The organism is Nocardioides sp. 503 (assembly GCF_004522095.1).
In the GTDB taxonomy this organism is placed as follows: domain Bacteria; phylum Actinomycetota; class Actinomycetes; order Propionibacteriales; family Nocardioidaceae; genus Nocardioides.
Window position 1 is genome coordinate 73,687 of record NZ_SPUI01000009.1, and the last position, 21,736, is coordinate 95,422.

Consider the following 21,736-nt stretch of genomic DNA (forward strand, 5'->3'; position numbering starts at 1 on the left):
GCGACGACGCCGCCTCGTCCGTGCGGACGGGGCGGCGTCGGTCGGTCTCGCTGCAGGTCGCTGACCTGCCGGGGACGTCAGGCCTTCTTGGTCTCCCAGAAGATCTCGGCGATCTCGTCGATCTTGGCGAGCAGCTCGTCGGCCTTGCCGGCGTCGAGCTCGCCCTTGGTGCCGGAGGCGCCGGCCAGCTTGGTCGCCTCGTTGACGAGGGTGTGGAGCTGCGGGTACTTCTCGAAGTGCGGGGGCTTGAAGTAGTCGGTCCACAGCACCCACAGGTGGTGCTTGACCAGCTCCGAGCGCTGCTCCTTGATCAGGATGGCGCGGGTGCGGAAGTCGGGGTCGTCGTTGTCGGCGACCTTGGCGATGATGGCCTTGATCGACTCGGCCTCGATGCGGGCCTGAGCGGGGTCGTAGACACCGCAGGGAAGGTCGCAGTGGGCCGAGACCTCGACCGTGGGGGCGAACAGTCGCGCGAACATGCGTGTCCTCTCGTCGTGGGTGAAGCGTGTGCTTGCGACACTACTCCGCATGGAGAGACGGCCACGAGGGGCGTTCTGGGGGTGGGCACTGGTCCGTCACGACTCCATGCTCCCCACCCTGCGCCCGGGCGACCGGCTGCTCGTGTCCTACCGCCGGCGCCCGTCGGTCGGCGACGTGGTGGTGGCGGCGTTCCCGGACGGGACGCTGGTGGTCAAGCGCGCCGCCGAGCGGCGTACGACGGGCTGGTGGCTGCTCAGCGACAACCCGGCGGTCGGCGTCGACTCGCGCCACCGCGGCGTCGTCGCGGACCAGGACGTGCGGGCCGTGGTCCTGGCGCGGGCCTGGCCGCGCCCCTCCCGACGCCTCTGACCGTGTGCCTGCCAGCGGCGCATCTGGGACGGCCCGGGCGGACCGGTGCCGCTGTGGAAGGATCGATCCTCGTGGCAACCGCTGAGCTCCCCCCGCACCCGCACTCCGGCGACCCGGTCTTCGACCTGCACCTCGGCGGCAAGATGCAGGTCGTCTCCACCACCCCCCTGACCGGGCCGGCCGAGCTGTCCCTGGCCTACACGCCGGGCGTGGCGCTCGTGTGCGAGGCCATCGCCGCCGACCCGTCGATGACCCAGCACTACACGTGGGTCCCCAACGTCGTCGCGGTCGTCACCGACGGCACCGCGGTGCTCGGTCTCGGCGACATCGGGCCGTCGGCCGCGATGCCGGTGATGGAGGGCAAGGCGGTCCTCTTCAAGCAGTTCGGCGGCGTCGACGCCGTGCCGATCTGCCTGGACACCACCGACACCGAGGAGATCATCGAGACCGTCGTGCGCCTGGCGCCGAGCTTCGGAGGGATCAACCTCGAGGACATCTCGGCCCCGCGCTGCTTCGAGATCGAGGACCGGCTCAAGGAGCGCCTCGACATCCCGGTCTTCCACGACGACCAGCACGGCACCGCCGTCGTCGCCCTGGCCGCGCTCAAGAACGCGCTGCGGCTCACCGGGCGTGCGCCGGCCACGACCCGGGTCGTGATCTCGGGTGCGGGCGCGGCCGGTGTGGCCGTCGCCAAGATCCTGCTCGAGGCCGGCGTCGAGGACCTCGCCGTCACCGACCGCAAGGGCGTCCTGCACTCCTCGCGCGGCGACCTGACGCCGGTCAAGCGCGCGCTCGCCCAGCTCACGGCCGACCGCACCCATCGCACCGGCTCGCTGGCCGACGTCCTGGACGGCGCCGACGTCTACATCGGCGTCTCCGGAGGGACCGTGCCCGAGGAGGACGTCGCCCGCATGGCGCCCGACTCGATCGTGTTCGGGCTGGCCAACCCGCACCCGGAGGTGCACCCGGAGGTGGCCCGCCGCCACGCCCGGGTGGTCGCCACGGGGCGCTCCGACTTCCCCAACCAGATCAACAACGTCCTGGCGTTCCCCGGCATCTTTCGCGGCGCCTTCGACGTGCGCGCGACGGCGATCACCGAGGGCATGAAGCTCGCGGCGGCCGAGGCCATCGCCGACCTCGTCGGCGACGAGCTCTCCGAGGACCTGGTGATCCCCTCGCCGTTCGACCCGCGCGTCGGGCCGGCGGTCGCGGCCGCCGTCGCCGCCGCCGCCCGCCGCGACGGCGTCGCGCGCCGCTGAGCCGTCCGTGCGCCTGCTGAGCTGCCGGCGCTACTGGCCGGTGGCGTTGGGGTCGCGCCAGGTGCGCTCGAACGGCAGCCGCCAGGCGTGGGGCGCGATCAGCTGGTGGATGGCGTTGGGCCCCCAGCTGCCGGGGGCGTAGCCGCGCACCGGCGGCGGGTCCTCCACGAGCGCGGTGGACCTCTCCCAGAGCGCCTCGATGCCCGCGGCGGTGGTGAAGAGCGTGTGGTCGCCGCGCATGGCGTCGTGGATGAGCCGCTCGTAGGCCTCGAGCACCGACTTGGCGCCCTTGGTCTCGGTCGTGGCGAACTGCATCGAGACCTTCTCCAGCGTCATGCCCGGCCCCGGTCGCTTGCCGTAGAACGACAGCGACATCCGCGAGTGGTCCGCGAGGTCGAACGTCAGGTGGTCGGGGCCGTGCGTGCCCGCGTTGGACCCGGCCGGGAACATCGAGAGCGGCGGCTCCTTGAACGCGATCGAGATGATCCGGGCACCCTCCGCCATCTTCTTGCCGGTGCGCAGGAAGAACGGCACCCCGGCCCACCGCCAGTTGTCGATCTCGACCTTGAGCGCCACGAACGTGTCGGTGTCGGAGTCGTCGGCCACGCCCTCCTCGTCGCGGTAGCCGAAGTACTGGCCGCGGACGACGTTCGCCGTCTCGATGGGGCGCATCGAGCGGAAGACCTTGAGCTTCTCGTCGCTGATCGGCCCGGGTGCCAGCGAGGTCGGCGGCTCCATCGCCATGAACGCCAGCACCTGCATCAGGTGCGTGACCACCATGTCGCGGTAGGCGCCGGTGCTCTCGTAGAAGCGGGTGCGGCCGTCGAGGCCCAGCGTCTCGGGCACGTCGATCTGCACGTGGTCGATGAAGTTGCGGTTCCAGATCGGCTCGAAGAGGCCGTTGGCGAAGCGGAAGGCCAGGATGTTCTGGGCCGCCTCCTTGCCGAGGAAGTGGTCGATGCGGAAGACCTGGTCCTCGTCGAAGACCTCGTGGACCTCGGCGTTGAGCGCCTGGGCCGAGGCGAGGTCGGTGCCGAAGGGCTTCTCCATGATCACCCGCGAGCGCTCCACGAGGTCCGCGGCGGCGAGCTGGTGGACGACATCCAGCGCGGCCTTGGGAGGGACGCTGAGGTAGTGGAGCCGGCGGACGTCGTCGGGGTGACCCAGCTCCGACTCGCACTCCTTGACCAGGACCGAGAGCGCCTCGGGACCGGCGGTCTGCGGCACGAAGCGCAGCGTCGAGGCGAACGCCGTCCAGCGCTCCTCGCCCAGCTCGCCCTTGCCGAACTCCGCGCAGGCCGCGCGCGCCAGCTCCACGAACTCGTCGGGCTCGAGGTCGTCCAGCGAGGTGCCGATGATGCGGCAGTCGGCCAGCAGCCCGGCCTCGAAGAGCCGCAGCATGCCGGGCAGCAGCTTGCGCCGTGAGAGGTCGCCGGTGGCGCCGAAGAGGACGACGACGTGGGGGTGCTCCATGGCGCGACCGTAGACCTCGAAGATTGCCGGGATGTGACGTCAGTAGGGTCGGAACATGTTCGCCGTCTACGCCGACTCCTTCGCCGCCGCCGACTCCGACGACCCGCTCGCGGGCCTGGTCGTGGGGGAGCGGCCCGAGCCCGAGGTGCCCGACGGCTGGACCCGGGTGAGCGTCAAGGCCGCCTCGCTCAACCACCACGACCTGTGGTCGCTGCAGGGCGTCGGCCTGCGCGAGGAGGCGCTGCCGATGATCCTCGGCTGCGACGCCGCCGGCCTCGACGAGGACGGCAACGAGGTCGTCGTGCACGCGGTGATCTCCGACCCGGCCTGGCGTGGCGACGAGACCCTCGACCCGAAGCGCTCGCTGCTCTCCGAGCGGCACCAGGGCACCTTCGCGGACACCGTCGTCGTGCCGTCGGCCAACGTCGTGCCGAAGCCGGCGTCGCTGTCGTTCGAGGAGGCGGCCTGCCTGCCGACGTCGTGGCTGACGGCGTACCGGATGCTCTTCACGCGCGGCGACCTCAAGGCCGGTGACACCGTGCTGGTGCAGGGCGCCGGCGGCGGCGTCGCGACCGCGCTCATCATGCTGGGGCGCGCCGCGGGGATGCGGGTGCTGGCCACCTCGCGCGACGAGGCCAAGCGGTCGCGGGCGCTCGAGCTCGGCGCGCACGACGTCTTCGAGTCCGGGGCCCGGCTGCCCGTGAAGGTCGACGCCGTGATGGAGACGGTGGGCCGCGCGACCTGGACCCACTCGGTGCGGGCGCTGCGACCCGGCGGCAAGATCGTCATCAGCGGCACCACGTCGGGCCCGAAGCTCGACGACGCCGAGCTCACCCGCATCTTCTTCCTGCAGCTCAGCGTCATCGGCTCGACGATGGGCACCCGCGCCGAGCTCGCCTCGCTGGTGTCCATGCTCGACGCCACCGGCGTCCGCCCGCTCGTCGACCGTGCGGTGCCGATGACCGAGGCCCGAGACGGCTTCGCCGCGATGAGCTCGGGAGACCTGTTCGGCAAGGTGGTCTTCACCCGATGACCGCTCACCTCGTCACCGGCGCCGGCTCCGGCATCGGCGCGGCCCTCGCCGACCGGCTGCACGCCCGCGGCGACCAGCTCGTCCTGCTCGCCCGGTCGGCCGAGCGGGCGGGCGAGCTGGAGGCGCGCTACGCCGGCAGCACCGTCCTCGTGGTCGACCTCGCCGACCTGGACGCCGTCGCGGCGCTCGACGGCATCCCCGACGAGCTGGCCTCCGTGCACCACGTGGCCGGCGTGGTCGAGCTGAGCGAGGTGGCCGACCAGGACCCGCTCGCGTTCCGCGAGCAGGTCGACGTCAACCTGGTCGCGCCCGCCCTGCTGACCCGCCGGTGCCTGCCCGCCGTACGCCGGACGCGCGGGACGTTCGTGTTCGTCAACTCCTCCGCGGGCCTGGCCGCCAGCGCCTCCTGGTCGGCCTACGCCGCGTCGAAGTTCGGGCTGCGCGGCTTCGCGGACTCCCTGCGCGCGGAGGAGGCGGGGCACGGCGTGCGCGTGACCACGGTGTTCCCCAGCCGCACGGCGACGCCCATGCAGGAGAAGGTCCACGAGCAGGAGGGACGCACCTACGACGCGTCGCGGTGGATCGCCCCGGAGACGGTCGTCGACACGATCCTGCACGTGCTCGACCTGTCCGGCGACGCCACGATCCCCGAAGTGACCGTGCGCCCGGTCGTGGCCCGCGCGACCTAGTCCGTCAGGTGCGCGAGCGCCAGTTGAGGGCGCCGATCAGCACCATGCGCAGCTGCACGCGGGCGTCCTCGACGATCTGCTTCTCCACCTCGGGGCTGTCCGGCGAGCGCACGATGGCCTCGGCGGTCGCCACCATGGCGGTGACGATCAGCGCCGACAGGATGCGCAGGTCCTCCGGTGACCAGTCCGCCGTACCGGGAAGGCGGGCGAGGTCCGTGGCGAGCTCCTGCTGGCACAGCTCGATCTCGCGGTTGATCGCGGTGCGCACGCTCACCGGCCCGGCGCCGCGCTCGCGCACGATGAACTGGAAGTGCTGGTGCTGGCGGCGCACGTGGTCGACCAGGATGTCGATGGAGGAGTCGATGGTGTCGTCGAAGGCCGGGTCGCTGCGGCGCACGTCGAGCAGCATCGCGCGCAGGGACACGAACGACTCGTCGACCAGCGCGAGCCCGAGGTCCTCGATCGAGTCGAAGTGCCGGTAGAAGGCGGTCGGGACGATGCCGACCTCCTTGGCCACCTGCCGCAGGGACAGGGCGACCAAGGAGCTGTCCTCGCAGAGCGTCAGGGCGGCGTCCAGGATCGCGCGCCGCGTGCGCTCCTTGCGTTCGCCCCGGGTGACGGTCACCCGTCCAACCTAGCAGTGGACATGTGTGCACCGTCACGGCACGTGCCCGTTGGCCGGCTGGGCGAGCCGGGGTGACAATGGCGAGATGAGCCAGCAACCGGACCACCTGTCCCGCCAGGAGATCGGCAAGGACGCCATCGAGTCCGCCGTGAAGGCCGCGGCCGTGGCGGCCGGCGAGGTGGCGAGCATCGTCTCCCGGGCCGTGCAGGAGGTCGCCGGAGCGCTGGGCGGCTTCGCCACCGAGCTCTACGAGATCAAGGACGCCTCGCAGAAGGCGGCCGAGGAGCAGGACCCGCGCGACTAGTCCGTCGCCGTCACCCTCGCCCACCGGCGCTGCTTGACCGCGAGGTGCAGGTCCAGGCGGACCAGCCCGTCGGCGAGGTCGGCGTCCAGCACCGCGGCGAGCCGCTCGAGGCGGTAGTAGAGGCTGCTGCGGTGCAGGCGCAGCCGCGCCGCCGTGGCGCGGACGTCCCCCGCGAGGTCGAGGTAGGCCTCGAGGGTCTCCAGCAGCATCGGCCCCGAGGACGAGGCGTCCAGCGGCGCGAGCGGGTCGGGGTCGGGCGCGGTGGCGGTGTCGAGCCGTCGGTAGACGCCGAGGTCCGACCAGTGGGCCGGCGACGCCACCGACTCGTCCCGCGCGGCCACCCGGGCGGCGAGCACGGCCTGGCGCACCAGTCGGGCACCCGCGCCCTCGCCGGGCGCGCCCCGCTCGCTGACGCCGACCGCCGTACGAGGAGGGGCGGAGTCGAGCGCGGCCGCCAGCTCCGCGTCGGAGGAGACGACGACCGGTGGCCGGTCGTCGGCGGTCGCCACCACGCGCAGCCGGGCGCCTCCGCGCGTCGCGCGGTCGGGCACGAGGCGTGACAGGTCGGCCGCTGCGCGGTGCAGGACGGCGAGGTGCGTGTCGGCCAGGGGCGCTCCGTCGTCGACCATCCAGAGCAGCGCCAGGCAACGACCGCGCGCGCGGACCGGGAGGCACCGGCGCGCCGACAGCTCGAGCGCCTCGTTGGCCGGGACCCGCTGGATCGTGTCCGTGGAGGTGTCGACGTGTCCCAGCTGCCAGGCGTGGACGTCGGGGGCGACGCTGCGGCGCAGGATGCTGGTGACCCGCGCGCGGTCGCTGTCCTCGCCGCGAATGCTGTGGGCCAGGAGGCTGCCGTCGGGTGCGTCCAGGGTGAGGCTGCGCCCGAGGACGTCCGCGAGCGCGTCCAGCCGGTCCTGCACGTCTCCCGCGACCACCGCGCCCCCTCGTCGTTCGTACAACTGTAGGAGAGGACGGCCGCAGCTCCGGGCACGAGCCCGGTGCGCGGGCAGTGCCACGCGACCTAGGTTGGCGCGCATGACACGAGCGCTTCAGCACCGCCCCTGGGTCCCCGCCACGAGCGAGGCGCTCGTCGGCGACCTCGCGGACCGGGCGGCGGCCGCGTCGCCGTCCGACCTGTTGGCCGAGCTGGACCACCTCATCGCCGAGAACGACCGCATCCACAACCTGGAGACGCTCAACCTCAACCCCGCGACCAACCTGATGAACCCCCGCGCCGAGGCGATGCTGGCGGCGCGGCTCGGGTCGCGGGCGTCCCTGGGCTACCCGGGAGCGAAGTACGAGACGGGCCTCGAGGCGATCGAGCGGATCGAGGTGATGGCGGCCGAGCTCGCCGCGGAGGTCTTCGGGGCGTCGTACGCCGAGATCCGGGTGCCCTCGGGCGCGATCGCCAACCTCTACGCGTTCCTGGTGACCTGCGAGCCGGGGGACACGATCATCGCGCCGCCTCCGAGCATCGGCGGCCACGTCACCCACCACGCCGGGGGCTCGGCCGGCATGTACCGACTCCGCACGCTGCCCGCGCCCGTCGACCCGGCGCGGTTCACCGTCGACGTCGACCGGCTCCGCGACCTGGCGCACGAGTCGCGGCCGCGGCTGATCACGCTCGGCGCGAGCATGAACCTCTACCCCCACCCGGTCGCGGCCGTGCGTGAGATCGCCGACGAGGTGGGCGCCAAGGTGCTCTTCGACGCCGCGCACGTGTGCGGGCTCGTCGCCGGCGGGGCCTGGCCCAACCCAGTGGCCGAGGGCGCGCACCTGATGACGATGAGCACCTACAAGAGCCTCGGCGGCCCTCCGGGCGGCCTGATCGTGACCGACGAGGCCGACCTCGCGCAGCGCCTCGACGCCGTCGCCTACCCCGGCCTGACCGCCAACTTCGACGCCGGCAAGGCCGCGGCGCTGGCCGCGACGATGGTGGACTGGCAGGCCGCCGGGCCGGCGTACGCCGCCATGATGGTCGAGACCGCGGCGGCACTCGCGGACGGGCTGGCCACCCGTGGCGTGCCGGTCTTCGGCGGTGCCGACGGCTACACGCGCTCGCACATGGTCGGTGTCCTCGCGGCGTCCTACGGCGGCGGTCAGGCCGCCGCCCAGCGGCTGCGGCAGGCGAACCTGCTCGCCTGCGGCATCGGCCTGCCGACCGACGAGGTGCCCGGCGACACCAACGGGCTGCGCCTCGGCACGCCGGAGGTCGCCCGACTCGGCATGACCGGGGCGGACATGGCCGAGCTGGCGGGCTTCGTGGCTCGGGGGCTCGACCCAGAGGTCGACGCCTCGTCGGTCGGGCCCGACGTCACCGCGTGGCGCTCGCAGTTCACCGGCGTGCACTTCACCGCGGATGCACCTGCGTGAGGTGACGACCCGGCGCTGACCAGCGGGCTCAGCCGAACGACATCCGGAAGCCCGACATCCGGGCGGAGGCCAGTGGCCGCGCGCCGGCGAGCCAGCCGAGCGGGCCGTCCGGGGCGAAGTCCCAGCGGCCCCGGCAGGGGAGCGCCTTGGCGGAGCCCTGGAGGTCGGCCGTCCTCTCGCCGCCGCCCTCGGGAAGCTCGGGCTGCCAGGTGCCGCCCTTGAACGGCACGCGCACGGCCGCGCGGGAGACATCGGTGAAGCGGGCCGACGCGATGGGGCGTCGCTCGAGGCTCGCCGACCAGGAGGTGCGCGACAGCGGGCCGGTGTGGCTGCTCTCGAAGGTGAAGTCGCAGAGGTCCTTGGGGATCGCCCACAGCTCGCGACCGCCCGCGACCGAGGCGGGGGAGTCGACCCAGATGTCGGTGATGGACACCCGACCGCCGTGGGCCTTGCCCGTCGAGCGGGCCACCAGCAGCTCGGAGTAGGTCAGCGGGCTGCCCTCCTCGTAGCTGACGAAGGCGGCGCCGTAGACGCCCGCCGGACGGGTCGCGTCGACGTCCTCGCGCACCTTGAACAGCGTCAGCCACAGCGAGCCGACCATGTGCCAGGGAGCCGCAGGGTAGATCCGGGTCTCGTCGGTGTGCTCCGTCATGGCAGCACCCTAGGCGACCCGTCGCCGGTGACGCGGTCAGTCGTCGGGGTCGTCCAGACGAGCCAGCCAGGTGGCGAAGCGCTCCACCGCGGTCTCGAACTCCGGGTGGATGTCGGTGAACTCCTGGAGGCGCTCGGCGAGCCAGGCCAGGGTGACGTCCTCGTCACCCCGGCGCTTCTCGAGCTCCTCGATGCCACGGTCCGTGAAGTACACGGGTGCCTACGCGAAAGCGCGGTCGAGCAGGTCCTTCTGCTCGGCGGCGTGACGCTTGACGGTGCCGACGGACGGCGAGCTGGACGCCTCGCGGGTGACGGGGACGACGTGAGCGTCGACCTCGTGCCAGACGTTGAGCGCGTAGTGCGGCCACGGACCCATGTTGCTCGGCTCGTCCTGCACCCAGCGCACCTCCTTGAGGTGGGGGTAGCGCGCGATCTCGGCCTTGATCTCGTCCACGGGGCGCGGGTAGAGCTGCTCGACCCGCGCGATCGCGAAGCGCTCGTTGTTCTCGCGCTTGGCCCGGTCGACCATGAGGTCCCAGGTGACGCGGCCCGAGCACAGCAGCAGGGTGTCGACCTTGTCGGGGTCGGCGGCGTCGTCGCCGATGAACGGCCGGAACGTCCCGCTGGTGAAGTCGGACGGCTGGGAGGCCGCCTCCTTGCGCTTGAGCATCGACTTCGGGGTGAAGACGATCAGCGGACGGTGCCGCGCGCCGAGCGAGTGGCGCCGCAGCAGGTGGAAGTACGACGCCGGCGTGGACGGCTGCGCGACCACGAACGCGTCGTCGGCCGCCATGGTCATGAAGCGCTCGATGCGGGCCGAGGAGTGGTCGGGGCCCTGTCCCTCGTAGCCGTGGGGCAGCAGCAGGACCACGCCCGACTCCTGGCGCCACTTGGTCTCACCGGAGGAGATGAACTCGTCGATGACCGTCTGGGCGCCGTTGACGAAGTCGCCGAACTGCGCCTCCCACAGCACCAGCGCCTCGGGGCGCGCGACGGAGTAGCCGTACTCGAAGCCGAGGGCGGCGTACTCGGAGAGCAGCGAGTCGTAGACGTAGAAGCGGCCCTGGTCCTCGGTGAGCGAGGAGAGGGGGGTCCACTCGTCGGCGTTCTTGCGGTCGATGATCGTCGCGAAGCGCGAGACGAACGTCCCGCGCCGCGAGTCCTGGCCGGCCAGCCGCACGGGCCGCCCGTCCATGAGCAGCGCGCCGAACGCGAGGATCTCACCGGTGCCCCAGTCGATCGGGCCCTCGGTGATCGCGGTGGCCCGGCGCTGCAGCTGCGGCATCACCTTCGGGTGCACGGTGAAGCCGTCGGGCGGCGTGACGTAGGCGTCGGCGATGCGCTTGAGCGCCTCCATGGGGATGGCGGTGCCCGTCTCGCCGGCCGGCTTGTCCGGGTAGTCCGGCACGGTCGTCCACTCCGAGGGCTGGCTGCTCGCCTCGCGCACCTCGGTGAAGACGCGCTCCAGCTGCTGCTGGTAGTCGCGCAGGACCTGCTCGGCCTCCTCGATCGTGATGTCGCCACGGCCGATGAGGGACTCGGTGTAGAGCTTGCGGACCGACCGCTTCTGCTCGATCAGGTCGTACATGAGGGGCTGCGTGTAGGAGGGGTCGTCGCCCTCGTTGTGCCCGCGCCGGCGGTAGCAGACGAGGTCGATGACGACGTCCTTGTTGAACGCCTGGCGGTACTCGAAGGCGAGCCGGGCGACCCGGATGCAGGCCTCGGGGTCGTCACCGTTGACGTGGAAGATCGGCGCCTGGACCATCCGCGCGACGTCGGTGCAGTAGAGCGAGGAGCGCGACGAGCCGGGCGAGGTGGTGAAGCCGACCTGGTTGTTGACGACCAGGTGGATCGTGCCGCCGGTGCGGTAGCCGCGCAGCTGGCTGAGGTTGAGCGTCTCGGCCACGACGCCCTGGCCCGCGAAGGCCGCGTCGCCGTGGACGAGGAGCGGCAGCACGGGGTAGGCCGCGCCGCGGTCGAGGACGTCCTGCTTGGCGCGCGCGATGCCCTCGAGCACCGGGTCGACGGCCTCGAGGTGCGAGGGGTTGGCGGCGACGGAGACCTTGATGGTGGCCCCGCCACCGGCCTCGAACTCGCCCTCGGCGCCGAGGTGGTACTTCACGTCGCCGGAGCCCTGGACCGTGCGCGGGTCGATGTTGCCCTCGAACTCGCGGAAGATCTGGGAGTATTTCTTGCCCACGATGTTGGCCAGCACGTTGAGGCGACCGCGGTGGGCCATGCCGATCGTGACCTCGTCGAGGTCGGCCTCGGCGGCCGCCTCGCAGATCTCGTCGAGGACGGGGACGGTGGTCTCCCCACCCTCGAGGCTGAAGCGCTTCTGCCCGACGAACTTGGTCTGCAGGAACGTCTCGAAGGCCTCGGCCTGGTTGAGCTTGAGCATGATCCGCAGCTGCTCCTCGCGGGGCGGCTTCGTGTGCGGCTGCTCCACGCGCTCCTGGATCCAGCGGCGCTGCTCGGGGTCCATGATGTGCATGTACTCGATGCCGGTGGTGCGGCAGTAGGAGTCGCGCAGGATGCCGAGGATCTGGCGCAGCTTCATAAAGCGACGCCCCTCGCCCCCGAACGAGCCGGTGGCGAACTCGCGGTCGAGGTCCCACAGGGTCAGCCCGTGCGACTCGATCTCGAGGTCGGGGTGGCTGCGCTGGCGGTACTCGAGCGGGTCGGTGTCGGCCATCATGTGGCCGCGCACGCGGTAGGCGTGGATCAGCTCGAGGATCCGGGCCTGCTTGCTGATCTCGTCGTCGTGGGACGTCGAGATGTCCTTGCCCCAGCGGATCGGCTCGTAGGGGATCCGCAGCGAGCGGAAGATGTCGTCGTAGAAGTCGTCCTCGCCGAGCAGCAGCTGGTGCACGCGCTTGAGGAACTCGCCCGACTGGGCGCCCTGGATGACGCGGTGGTCGTAGGTCGACGTCAGCGTCATGACCTTGCTGATGCCGTTGCGGGCGATCGCCTCGTCCGAGGCGCCCTGCCACTCGGCGGGGAACTCCATCGCGCCGACACCGATGATCGCGCCCTGGCCGGCCATCAGCCGGGGGACGGAGTGGACGGTGCCGATGCCGCCGGGGTTGGTCAGCGAGATCGAGGTGCCCTGGAAGTCGGTCACGGCGAGCTTGTTGTCGCGCGCCTTGCGCACGACCTCCTCGTAGGCCGTCCAGAACGCCGCGAAGTCCATGGACTCCGTGGCCTTGATGCTGGGCACCAGGAGCTGGCGCGAGCCGTCGGGCTTCGGGACGTCGATGGCCAGGCCGAGGTTGATGTGCGCCGGGGTGATCAGGTTGGGTTTGCCCTCGCGGGTCTCGAAGCCGCTGTTCATCTCCGGCATCGACTTGACCGCGCGCACCAGGGCGTAGCCGATCAGGTGCGTGAAGGACACCTTGCCGCCGCGGGCGCGGGCGAGGTGGTTGTTGATGACGGTGCGGTTGTCCCAGAGCAGCTTGACCGGCACCGAGCGCACGGACGTCGCCGTCGGGACGCTCAGGGAGGCGTCCATGTTGGCCGCGGTGCGGGCCGGGGCGCCGCGCAGCACGGTGTAGGTCGGCTCGTCGCTGGCCGCGGCGGGCGCGGTCGGGCGCGACTCCTTGGGCATCGGCTCGCTGGTGCCCTTGGCGGGCTCGGCGGCCTTGGAGTCGGGGCGCGGCTTGGCGACCGGGGCCGGCTTCGACTCGCTCTTGTCAGCAGCCTCGGCGGCCGGCTTCTCGGCCGGCTTGTCCGCAGGCTTGTCGGCGGGCTGCCTCGGGGCGGGGGCAGACGGCTTGTCCTCGACGGCGGGCTTCGCGGGCGCCTTCGTCGCGGTGGAGGTCCCGTTGCTGGACCCGTTGCTGGACCCACTGCCGGCGGGGGCCGCGCCGTTGCTCTTGAAGTAGTCGGCCCACGTGGGGTCGACCGACCCCGGATCCGCGGTGTAGCGCTCCCTCATCTCCTCGACGAGCCACTCGTTCGCCCCCAAGGACGAGGAGGGCTGGGGGGAGCTGCCTGAGGACTGGTTGCCTGACGACTGCGGCACGACTTGCTTCGCCTCTTCCGATGAGCGGGCGGGGATGTGGGTGCTCTCAAGGCTAGACCCACGGGCCAGCAAATACCCGACCGAGGCCTGCCATTCGGGCAGGCTGGGACACGTTCTACCGTCGTGGCGCCGTCCCAGGCCTCGACGCCGACCCGAGAGGACCCGTCCCGACCATGGTCAGACCTCGACGTTGCGCCCGGAAGGCGGTCCCCGCGACCGCCCTCGCCCTCGCGCTCGCCGCGTCGGTGAGCGCGTGCTCCGGTGACGACGAGCCGAAGGCGGACCCCGCCCCCGCGGCGAGCTCCGCGCCCTCGGCGGCGGCTCCGCTCGAGACGACCGCCCGGCTCGGGAGGGTGACCGGCAGGCTCGGCCGTCCCGAGCGGGAGCGGCTCCGGTCGACGATCGCCGGCGTGGTCGACGCCTGGATCGACGCGGCCTACCTCGGCGACTTCCCCCGCACCGACTTCACCGGCGCCTTCCCCGGCTTCACCAAGGGCGCGGCGGCCGACGCCCGCGCCGACGGCCGGTCGATGAGCAACGAGCGGGTCGGCGCGCGCGTCGACGACGTGGTCGCCGTACGCCGCGAGGTCGTCGTGGACGCCCTCGCCACCAGGAAGCGCGCCGTCGCCGTCACCGCCCGCTTCGTGCTCGCGATGGACCTCGAGGGCGACGTGCAGCGCACCGACCGCGTCCGCGGTCGCCTCTTCCTCACGCGGTCCGACGGCGCCTGGAAGGTCTTCGGCTACGACGTGGACAGGGGAGTGGTCCGATGAGGCGCATCGTCCGCACGCTGACGCTCGGCCTCGTGCTGGTGGTGGCGGCCCTGGTCGTCCCCAACTCCACCGTCGCCGCGACCCAGGCGGCGCTGGTGAAGGTGGACCGCGCCCAGGGCATCGACTACGGCCCCCACGTCATCTGGATCCTCGCGGTCGGCTCGGACGCGAGGCCGGGGGAGGACATGCTGCGCACGCGCGGCGACGCCCTCCAGCTCATCGGCCTCAACACCCGGACCGGCGCGGCCACGGCCATCGGCATCCCGCGCGACTCCTACGTCCCGATCCCGGGCCGAGGCTCCGACCGGGTCAACGCCGCCCTCTACTACGGCGGGCCGCAGCTCCTGGGCAGGACCGTCGGGGACCTGGTCGGCATCGAGCCGGAGTACGTCTTCGTGACGCGCTTCCCGTTCTTCGAGGACATGGTCGACGAGATCGGCGGCATCCACGTGCGCAACCCCCGCTTCTTCTCCGACACCCACCTGAAGTCCAACGGCTTCAAGCCCGGCCGCATCCACCTCGACGGCTACGGCGCCATGGCCTTCGCCCGCATCCGCAAGTCGCTGCCTGCCGGCGACTTCGACCGCTCCGCCAACCAGCAGCGGGTCCTGCGTGGCATCCAGTCCACGATCCGCGAGAAGGCCCGCCGGCCGGGCTTCATGGAGCGCGGCGTCCTGTCGGTGATGGAGCACCTGCACACCGACCTTCCGCCCTCCGAGCTCTTCCGCCTGGCCCAGGCCGTCGCCCAGGTCGACCCCCGCAAGATCACCTCCTGCGTCGTCCAGGGCGGCATCGGCGACGTCGGCGGCGCCAGCGTCGTCCTGCCCTACGTCGACCAGGCCCGCCGCTACGGCGACCAGGCCCGCAAGGACGCCACGATCGAGAGGTGCTGAGACCCCACGAGCCGAAAGGCAGCCGCGACCACCGCTCCACCCCCACCCCTTCCGGCCCATCACCCGAGTGCGGTGCGGGGTGGGGGCGACGCCGGACGCGGAGCCGGAGGGACGTCGCCCCCGCCCCGCACCCCCAGGGTGAGCGACCCGCGCCCCGCGCGTAGCGATGTGTGTGCCCCCGGCAGGATTCGAACCTGCGGCACCTGGTACCGGAAACCAGTGCTCTATCCCCTGAGCTACGGAGGCATAGCCTCGCGAGCGAGGCTGCGCGCCACCCTACAACCGACGGGCACCGGCGCCGTACTCGGCCTCTCGGTCCCACCGCCGATATCGATGCGGGGCGGCGCGCCCCGCGCCGATAGGCTTCCACGGTGACTCCCGAGCAGCTCTCCTCCGCGATCGTCGATGTCCTGACGACGCTGTCCACCGAGGGTGCGATCACCCTCCCGGACGGCGTCCCGACGACGGTGACGGTGGAGCGACCCCGACAGAAGGGGCACGGCGACTACGCCACCAACGTGGCGATGCAGCTGGGCAAGAAGGCCGGGACGAACCCGCGCGCCTTCGCCGAGCTGGTGGCCGGCCGCCTGACCGACGTCGACGGGATCGGCGGCGCCGAGGTCGCAGGCCCGGGCTTCCTCAACATCACCGTCGAGGCCGCCGCGCAGGGCCAGGTGGCCCTCGACGTGCTCGCCGCGGGCGACCGCTACGGGCACAACCAGACGCTGGCCGGCCAGCGCATCAACGTCGAGTTCATCTCGGCCAACCCCACCGGCCCCCTGCACCTGGGCCACACGCGGTGGGCCGCGGTCGGGGACGCCCTCGCGAGGGTGCTCGCCGCGGCCGGCGCCGAGGTCGACCGCGAGTTCTACATCAACGACCGCGGCAACCAGATGGACCTCTTCGGTGCCTCGCTGGAGGCGGCGGCGCTCGGACAGCCCATCCCCGAGGGTGGCTACCAGGGCGGCTACATCGTCGAGCTCGCCCAGCGGTTGGTCGCCGCCGACCCGCACCTGCTCGAGCTGCCCGAGGGCGAGCGTCTGGTCGCGTTCCGCGAGGCCGGGTACGCCGCCCAGCTGGGCGAGCAGCAGGAGCAGCTGCGCACCTTCCGCACCGAGTTCGAGACCTGGTTCTCGGAGCGCTCGCTGCACGACAGCGAGTCGGTGGCCGACACCCTGCGCTCGCTGACGGAGAAGGGCCACGTCTTCGAGGCCGACGGCGCCGTGTGGATGCGCACGACCGACTACGGCGACGACAAGGACCGGGTGCTCATCCGGACCAACGGCGAGCTCACCTACTTCGCGAGCGACACCGCCTACTACCTCAACAAGCGGGCGCGCGGCTTCGACCTGTGCGTCTACCTCCTGGGTGCCGACCACCACGGGTACGTCGGCCGGCTGCGGGCCATGGCGGCGTGCGCAGGTGACGACCCCGACGCGAACATCCAGGTCCTCATCGGCCAGCTGGTCAAGATCATGAAGGACGGCGAGGAGATGAAGCTCTCCAAGCGCGCCGGCACCATGGTCACGCTCGAGGAGCTCACCGACGAGATCGGCGTCGACGCCCTGCGCTACACGCTGGGCCGCTACCCGGCCGACTCCCCGCTGACCCTCGACGTCGCGCTGATGACCAAGCAGTCCAGCGACAACCCGGTGTTCTACGTGCAGTACGTCCACGCCCGGGTCGCCTCGATCCTGCGCAACGCCGCCGACCTGGGTCTGGAGCCCGGCACGGAGCTGGGGCTGCTGACCCACGAGAAGGAGGGCGAGCTGCTGCGCGCCCTCGCCGAGCTGCCGCGGGTCGTGGCGAGCACCGCCGAGCTGCGCGAGCCGCACCGCGTCGCGCGCTACCTCGAGGACACCGCCGGCATCTACCACCGCTTCTACGACAGCTGCCGGGTCCTGCCCCTGGGCGACGAGGAGCCCAACGAGCTGCACCGCGCTCGCCTGGCGCTGGTCGCCGCGACCCGGGTCGTGTTCGCCAACGGGCTCGCGCTGCTGGGCGTCTCCGCGCCCGAGCGGATGTGAACCGGTGACCCACGAAGCCGGCTGGGCACACGCGCCCGGCGCCCTGCGGGGGCCGTCGTGGCTCCGCGAGCCCACCGACGCCAACGCGCTCGTCCCCTCCCTGTGGTCGGCCACCGCCCGCAAGACCGACGGTGACCTGGCCGTCGGCGGGGTGGCGCTGGCCGACCTCGCGGCGGAGTTCAACACCCCGGCGTACGTCCTGGACGAGGAGGACTTCCGGGCCCGGGCGCGCGCCTTCCGGGACGCCTTCTCCGCCTACGACGTCTACTACGCCGGCAAGGCCTTCCTCTGCACCATCGTCGCCGCGTGGGTGGCGGAGGAGGGGCTCAGCCTCGACGTCTGCTCGTCCGGCGAGCTGAGCGTCGCGCTGCGCGCCGGCTTCGAGCCCGCTCGCATCGGCTACCACGGCAACAACAAGAGCTTCCCCGACCTGCGTCGCGCGGTCACCGCCGGCGTGGGGCGGATCGTGGTCGACTCCTTCATCGAGATCGAGCGGCTCGCGCAGGTCGCCGCCGACCTCGGCACGACCGCGTCGGTGATGGTCCGCGTGACCGCCGGCGTCGAGGCCCACACCCACGAGTACATCGCCACGGCCCACGAGGACCAGAAGTTCGGCTTCTCGATCACCTCCGGCGACGCCCTCGAGGCCGTACGCCGCGTGGTCGCGGCCGACGGGCTCGAGCTGCTCGGCCTGCACTCCCACATCGGCAGCCAGATCTTCGACTCGTCGGGCTTCGAGGTCGCCGCCCGCCGGGTGCTGGCGCTGCACGCCCGCGTGGCGAGCGAGCTGGGCGTCACGATGCCCGAGATGGACCTCGGCGGCGGCTTCGGGATCGCCTACACGACCCAGGACGACCCCTCCGAGCCGGAGAGTCTCGCACGCGAGATGAGCGAGATCGTCGAGCACGAGTGCCGCGCGCTCGGCATCGAGAAGCCGCGGCTCTCGATCGAGCCCGGCCGCGCGATCGTGGGGCCCGCGATGTGCACCCTCTACACCGTCGGCACGGTCAAGCCGGTCGCGCTCGACGGCGGAGCGGTCCGCACCTACGTCTCGGTCGACGGCGGGATGAGCGACAACATCCGCACCGCCCTCTACGACGCCGACTACTCCTGCACCATCGCCTCGCGCGCCTCGGACGCGCCGCCGGTCCTGACCCGGGTCGTGGGCAAGCACTGCGAGGCCGGCGACATCGTGGTGAAGGACGAGTTCCTGCCCGCGGACGTCGCTCCCGGTGATCTACTGGCCGTCCCCGGCACCGGCGCCTACTGCCGGTCGATGGCGTCGAACTACAACCACGCCCTGCGCCCCCCGGTGATCGCGGTGCGGGACGGGGTCGCACGCGTGGTCGTGCGGCGCGAGACTGAGGACGACTTGTTGGCTACGGACATGGGTGCTTCATGAATGACAAGCCACTGAAGGTGGCCGTGCTCGGCTGCGGCTCGGTCGGCTCCCAGGTGGTGCGGCTGCTCCAGGAGCAGGCCGGCGACCTGGCGGCCCGCATCGGCACGCGCGTCGAGATCGCGGGCGTCGCCGTACGCCGGATCGACGCGCCGCGCGAGGTCGAGGTGCCCGAGGGCCTGCTCACGACCGACGCCGAGGGGCTGGTCGCGCGTGACGACGTCGACCTCGTCGTCGAGGTCATCGGCGGCATCGAGCCGGCCCGCTCCCTGATCCTGTCGGCGCTCGAGCACGGCGCCTCGGTCGTCACCGCCAACAAGGCGCTGCTGGCCGAGGACGGGCCCACGCTCTTCGAGGCCGCCGAGAAGGCCGGTCGCGACCTCTACTACGAGGCCGCCGTCGCCGGCGCGATCCCGATCCTGCGACCGCTGCGCGAGTCGCTCGCCGGCGACCGGGTCACCCGGGTGCTGGGCATCGTCAACGGCACCACCAACTTCATCCTGGACAAGATGGACACCTCGGGTGCCGGCTTCTCCGAGGCGCTGGAGGAGGCCCAGGAGCTCGGCTACGCCGAGGCCGACCCGACCGCCGACGTGGAGGGCTTCGACGCCGCCGCCAAGGCCGCGATCCTGGCGTCGCTGGCGTTCCACTCCCGGGTGACCGCCTCCGACGTGCACCGCGAGGGCATCTCGGAGGTGACCGCCGCCGACGTGCAGTCCGCGCGCGACATGGACAGCGTCGTCAAGCTGCTGGCCATCGCCGAGCTGATCCCCGGCCCCGACGGCGACGACGCCGTCGCCGTGCGCGTCCACCCCGCGATGATCCCGCGCTCGCACCCGCTCGCGAGCGTGCGGGAGGCGTTCAACGCGGTGTTCGTGGAGTCCGAGGCCGCCGGCCAGCTGATGTTCTACGGCCCGGGCGCCGGTGGCGCGCCGACCGCGTCGGCCGTGCTCGGTGACCTGGTCACGGTCGCCCGCAACCACCTGGCGGGCACCCGCGGCGCCGGTGAGTCGGCGTACGCCGACCGGGCGGTGCTGGCGATGGGGGAGACCCGCACCCGCTACCACGTGGCGATCGACGTCGACGACCGCGCGGGCGTGCTCGCCGCCGTCGCGCTCGCCTTCGCCGAGCACGACGTGTCGATCCAGACGGTCCGCCAGGAGGGCCGCGGCGACGACGCCCAGCTCGTGGTGGTCTCCCACGAGGCCTCCGACGCCCAGCTGAGCGCCACCGTCGAGCACCTGCGGGGGATGGACATCGTCCGCGACGTCACCTCCGTCATGCGCGTCGAGGGGACGTCCGAGTGAGCACCGAGCTGGCCGCCGGCCGCGCCCACCAGTGGCGCGGCGTGATCGAGGAGTACCGCCCCCTGCTGGAGATCCCCGAGGGCACGCCCGCGGTGACGCTGCGCGAGGGCGGCACGCCGCTGGTCTTCTCCGAGTGGCTCTCCGGCGTCACCGGCGCCGAGGTCTGGCTCAAGGTCGAGGGCAACAACCCGACCGGCTCCTTCAAGGACCGCGGCATGACCACGGCGATCTCGGTGGCCAAGGCCGACGGCGCCGAGGCCGTGGTCTGCGCCTCCACCGGCAACACCTCCGCATCGATGGCCGCCTACGCCGCCAAGGCCGGGCTGAAGCCGCTGGTGCTCGTCCCCGAGGGCAAGATCGCGGCCGGCAAGATGGCGCAGGCGATCGTGTGCGGCGCCCAGGTGATCATGGTCCGCGGCAACTTCGACCACTGCCTGTCGCTGGCGCGCCAGCTCGCGTGGGAGTACCCCGTCGCGCTGGTCAACTCCGTCAACCCGGCCCGGCTCGAGGGACAGAAGACCGCCGCCTTCGAGATCTGCGACTTCCTGGGTGACGCGCCCGACTACCACCTGCTGCCCGTCGGCAACGCCGGCAACATCGCGGCCTACTGGCTGGGCTACACCCAGTACCGCCGCCTGGGCCTCGCCACGAGGACCCCGGTCATGCGCGGCTTCCAGGCCGAGGGCGCGGCGCCGCTGGTCACCGGCGAGCCGTTCCCCGACCCCGAGACCAAGGCGACGGCCATCCGCATCGGCAACCCCGCCTCCTGGAAGCTCGCCGAGGCCGCACGCAACGAGTCCGGCGGTCGCTTCGCCTCGGTCACCGACGACCAGATCCTGTCCGCCCAGCGCGACCTCGCCACCCACGACGGCGTCTTCGTGGAGCCGGCCTCGGCCGCCGGCATCGCCGGCCTCCTGCAGGAGCTCGCCCACGGGGAGAGCTACGCCGGCGCGACCGTCGCGGTGACCGTGACCGGCCACGGCCTCAAGGACACCGCCACCGCGCTCGAGGGCTTCACCAGCGGCGGCCAGAGCATCGTCGACACCGTCATCGACGCCGACGTGCTCGCCGCGGCCCGCGCCGCCGGCCTCGCCTGATGGTGGCCTTCGTCGTGGGCGCCGTGCGCGTCTCGGTGCCGGCGACCTCGGCCAACCTCGGTCCCGGCTACGACTCGCTCGGACTGGCGCTGGACCTGCGCGACCGGCTCGAGGGGGAGGTGCTCCCCGAGGGCCTGGTCGTCGAGGTGCAGGGCGCCGGCGCCGGCGACGTACCTCTCGACGAGTCGCACCTCGTCGTCCGCTCCATGCGGGCGGCCTTCGACGCCTGTGGGGGCCAGCCCGGCGGGCTGCGTCTGTCCTGCAGCAACGTGATCCCGCACGCGCGGGGTCTCGGCTCCTCCTCGGCCGCCATCGTCGGCGGTCTCGCGCTGGCCCGCGCCCTGGTGGTCGACGGCGACCGCCTCCTCGACGACGACGCGCTCTTCACCCTCGCTGCGCAGCAGGAGGGTCACCCCGACAACGTGGCGCCCGCCGCGCACGGCGGCTTCGTCATCTCCGGGCACGAGGACGATGAGTTCTACGCCGTCGGCTCGCCGGTCGACCCGGGCATCAGCGTCGTGGTGTTCGTGCCGCCCCACGCGGTCTCGACCGAGGTGGCCCGGGGGCTGCTGCCCGCGCAGGTGCCGCACGCCGAGGCCGCCGCCGACGCGGGACGCACGGCGCTGCTCGTGGCCGCGCTGGCCGGGCGGACCGACCAGCTCTGGCGGGCGACCCGCGACTACCTCCACCAGGACTACCGTCGCCCGGCGATGCCGGAGTCGCTGGCGCTCGTCGACGCACTGCGTGCCGAGGGTGTGCCGGCGGTCGTCTCGGGGGCGGGTCCCACGGTCCTCGCCTTCCGCGTCGCGGGGGAGACCGCCGGCGACGACGACCTGCTCGCGCAGGCCCCGGAGGGCTGGGCCGCGCTGCCGCTCGCGGTCGACCTCGACGGCGTGCGCGCGGGCTGACCGACCCCGGCCCGACGCCCCGGACGCAGTGATACATTGACGCTGCGCCAGT

General features: G+C 72.4%; 20 protein-coding genes and 1 tRNA gene. 13 read left to right on the forward strand and 8 right to left on the reverse strand.

The window, feature by feature from the left end; translation table 11 throughout:
• Positions 1-77: 77 nt before the first annotated feature.
• Positions 78-479, reverse strand: a complete 402-nt coding sequence (gene sodN / locus E4622_RS20370) for a superoxide dismutase, Ni (protein ID WP_134742060.1) — start codon at positions 477-479, stop codon at positions 78-80.
• Here sodN and E4622_RS20375 point away from each other — a divergent pair.
• The gene (locus E4622_RS20375; protein ID WP_280633786.1) at positions 478-849 is read left to right on the forward strand and encodes a S24 family peptidase; all 372 of its coding nucleotides are present in this window, start codon (positions 478-480) and stop codon (positions 847-849) included. The genes sodN and E4622_RS20375 overlap by 2 nt on opposite strands.
• Positions 850-920: 71 nt before the next feature.
• Positions 921-2,108 carry an NADP-dependent malic enzyme gene (locus E4622_RS20380; RefSeq protein ID WP_280633787.1) on the forward strand — a complete coding sequence of 396 codons (1,188 nt, stop codon included), beginning with the start codon at positions 921-923 and terminating at the stop codon, positions 2,106-2,108.
• Between the two features lie 30 nt (positions 2,109-2,138).
• Here the strand turns inward: E4622_RS20380 and zwf are convergent, their stop codons facing one another.
• On the reverse strand, positions 2,139-3,581 hold the full coding sequence (gene zwf, locus E4622_RS20385; RefSeq protein WP_134742062.1) for a glucose-6-phosphate dehydrogenase: 1,443 nt from the start codon (positions 3,579-3,581) through the stop codon (positions 2,139-2,141).
• 55 nt (positions 3,582-3,636) lie between these two features.
• Here zwf and E4622_RS20390 point away from each other — a divergent pair, with 55 nt between their 5' ends.
• Both E4622_RS20390 and E4622_RS20395 read left to right on the forward strand, forming a co-directional pair.
• On the forward strand, positions 3,637-4,614 hold the full coding sequence (locus tag E4622_RS20390) for a zinc-binding dehydrogenase (protein WP_134742063.1): 978 nt from the start codon (positions 3,637-3,639) through the stop codon (positions 4,612-4,614).
• A complete protein-coding gene (locus E4622_RS20395; protein WP_134742064.1) occupies positions 4,611-5,303 on the forward strand; it encodes an SDR family oxidoreductase in 693 nt (230 codons plus the stop codon). Before E4622_RS20390 ends, E4622_RS20395 begins: the two co-directional genes overlap by 4 nt.
• Before the next feature lie 4 nt (positions 5,304-5,307).
• Here the strand turns inward: E4622_RS20395 and E4622_RS20400 are convergent, their stop codons facing one another.
• Positions 5,308-5,928, reverse strand: coding sequence for a TetR family transcriptional regulator (locus E4622_RS20400; protein ID WP_134742065.1), 621 nt, complete (start codon positions 5,926-5,928; stop codon positions 5,308-5,310).
• 85 nt (positions 5,929-6,013) lie between these two features.
• On the opposite strand from E4622_RS20400, the gene E4622_RS20405 reads away from it, so the two are divergent.
• Positions 6,014-6,232 (forward strand): hypothetical protein, encoded by a 219-nt coding sequence (locus tag E4622_RS20405; protein ID WP_134742066.1) that lies wholly within the window; start codon positions 6,014-6,016, stop codon positions 6,230-6,232.
• Here the strand turns inward: E4622_RS20405 and E4622_RS20410 are convergent.
• Entirely contained in the window at positions 6,229-7,167 is a 939-nt protein-coding gene (locus E4622_RS20410) for a helix-turn-helix domain-containing protein (RefSeq protein WP_134742067.1), read from the reverse strand. The genes E4622_RS20405 and E4622_RS20410 overlap by 4 nt on opposite strands.
• A 100-nt stretch (positions 7,168-7,267) precedes the next feature.
• Between E4622_RS20410 and E4622_RS20415 the strand changes: the two genes are divergently transcribed.
• Entirely contained in the window at positions 7,268-8,605 is a 1,338-nt protein-coding gene (locus E4622_RS20415) for an aminotransferase class I/II-fold pyridoxal phosphate-dependent enzyme (RefSeq protein ID WP_134742068.1), read from the forward strand.
• Between the two features lie 28 nt (positions 8,606-8,633).
• On the opposite strand, the gene E4622_RS20420 is transcribed toward E4622_RS20415, so the two are convergent.
• The 3 genes from E4622_RS20420 to E4622_RS20425 are packed head-to-tail and all read right to left on the reverse strand — an operon-like array spanning position 8,634 to position 13,280.
• The gene (locus E4622_RS20420) at positions 8,634-9,257 is read right to left on the reverse strand and encodes an acetoacetate decarboxylase family protein (RefSeq protein ID WP_134742069.1); all 624 of its coding nucleotides are present in this window, start codon (positions 9,255-9,257) and stop codon (positions 8,634-8,636) included.
• A gap of 36 nt (positions 9,258-9,293) precedes the next feature.
• Positions 9,294-9,470, reverse strand: coding sequence for a DUF6104 family protein (locus E4622_RS22950; RefSeq protein WP_167736176.1), 177 nt, complete (start codon positions 9,468-9,470; stop codon positions 9,294-9,296).
• 6 nt (positions 9,471-9,476) lie between these two features.
• The gene (locus E4622_RS20425) at positions 9,477-13,280 is read right to left on the reverse strand and encodes a multifunctional oxoglutarate decarboxylase/oxoglutarate dehydrogenase thiamine pyrophosphate-binding subunit/dihydrolipoyllysine-residue succinyltransferase subunit (protein WP_134742070.1); all 3,804 of its coding nucleotides are present in this window, start codon (positions 13,278-13,280) and stop codon (positions 9,477-9,479) included.
• A 173-nt stretch (positions 13,281-13,453) separates the two neighbouring features.
• Between E4622_RS20425 and E4622_RS23375 the strand changes: the two genes are divergently transcribed.
• Positions 13,454-14,053: a hypothetical protein gene (locus tag E4622_RS23375; RefSeq protein ID WP_167736177.1), complete on the forward strand. Its 600-nt coding sequence runs from the start codon at positions 13,454-13,456 to the stop codon at positions 14,051-14,053.
• Complete coding sequence (locus E4622_RS20435; RefSeq protein ID WP_134742071.1) at positions 14,050-14,946, forward strand: LCP family protein; 897 nt, start codon at positions 14,050-14,052, stop codon at positions 14,944-14,946. Before E4622_RS23375 ends, E4622_RS20435 begins: the two co-directional genes overlap by 4 nt.
• A 173-nt stretch (positions 14,947-15,119) precedes the next feature.
• On the opposite strand, the gene E4622_RS20440 is transcribed toward E4622_RS20435, so the two are convergent.
• Positions 15,120-15,192, reverse strand: a tRNA-Arg gene (locus tag E4622_RS20440).
• 125 nt (positions 15,193-15,317) lie between these two features.
• On the opposite strand from E4622_RS20440, the gene argS reads away from it, so the two are divergent.
• From argS to thrB, 5 genes are read left to right on the forward strand one after another with little or no spacing between them, the layout of a single operon-like run.
• Positions 15,318-16,973, forward strand: coding sequence for an arginine--tRNA ligase (gene argS, locus E4622_RS20445; RefSeq protein ID WP_134742072.1), 1,656 nt, complete (start codon positions 15,318-15,320; stop codon positions 16,971-16,973).
• A gap of 4 nt (positions 16,974-16,977) precedes the next feature.
• Complete coding sequence (lysA, locus tag E4622_RS20450; RefSeq protein ID WP_134742073.1) at positions 16,978-18,375, forward strand: diaminopimelate decarboxylase; 1,398 nt, start codon at positions 16,978-16,980, stop codon at positions 18,373-18,375.
• Positions 18,372-19,679 (forward strand): homoserine dehydrogenase, encoded by a 1,308-nt coding sequence (locus E4622_RS20455; protein ID WP_134742074.1) that lies wholly within the window; start codon positions 18,372-18,374, stop codon positions 19,677-19,679. The genes lysA and E4622_RS20455 overlap by 4 nt, the downstream gene beginning before the upstream one ends.
• A complete protein-coding gene (gene thrC / locus E4622_RS20460; RefSeq protein WP_348537014.1) occupies positions 19,676-20,776 on the forward strand; it encodes a threonine synthase in 1,101 nt (366 codons plus the stop codon). Before E4622_RS20455 ends, thrC begins: the two co-directional genes overlap by 4 nt.
• Positions 20,776-21,684, forward strand: coding sequence for a homoserine kinase (gene thrB / locus E4622_RS20465; protein WP_134742075.1), 909 nt, complete (start codon positions 20,776-20,778; stop codon positions 21,682-21,684). Before thrC ends, thrB begins: the two co-directional genes overlap by 1 nt.
• Positions 21,685-21,736 lie beyond the last annotated feature (52 nt).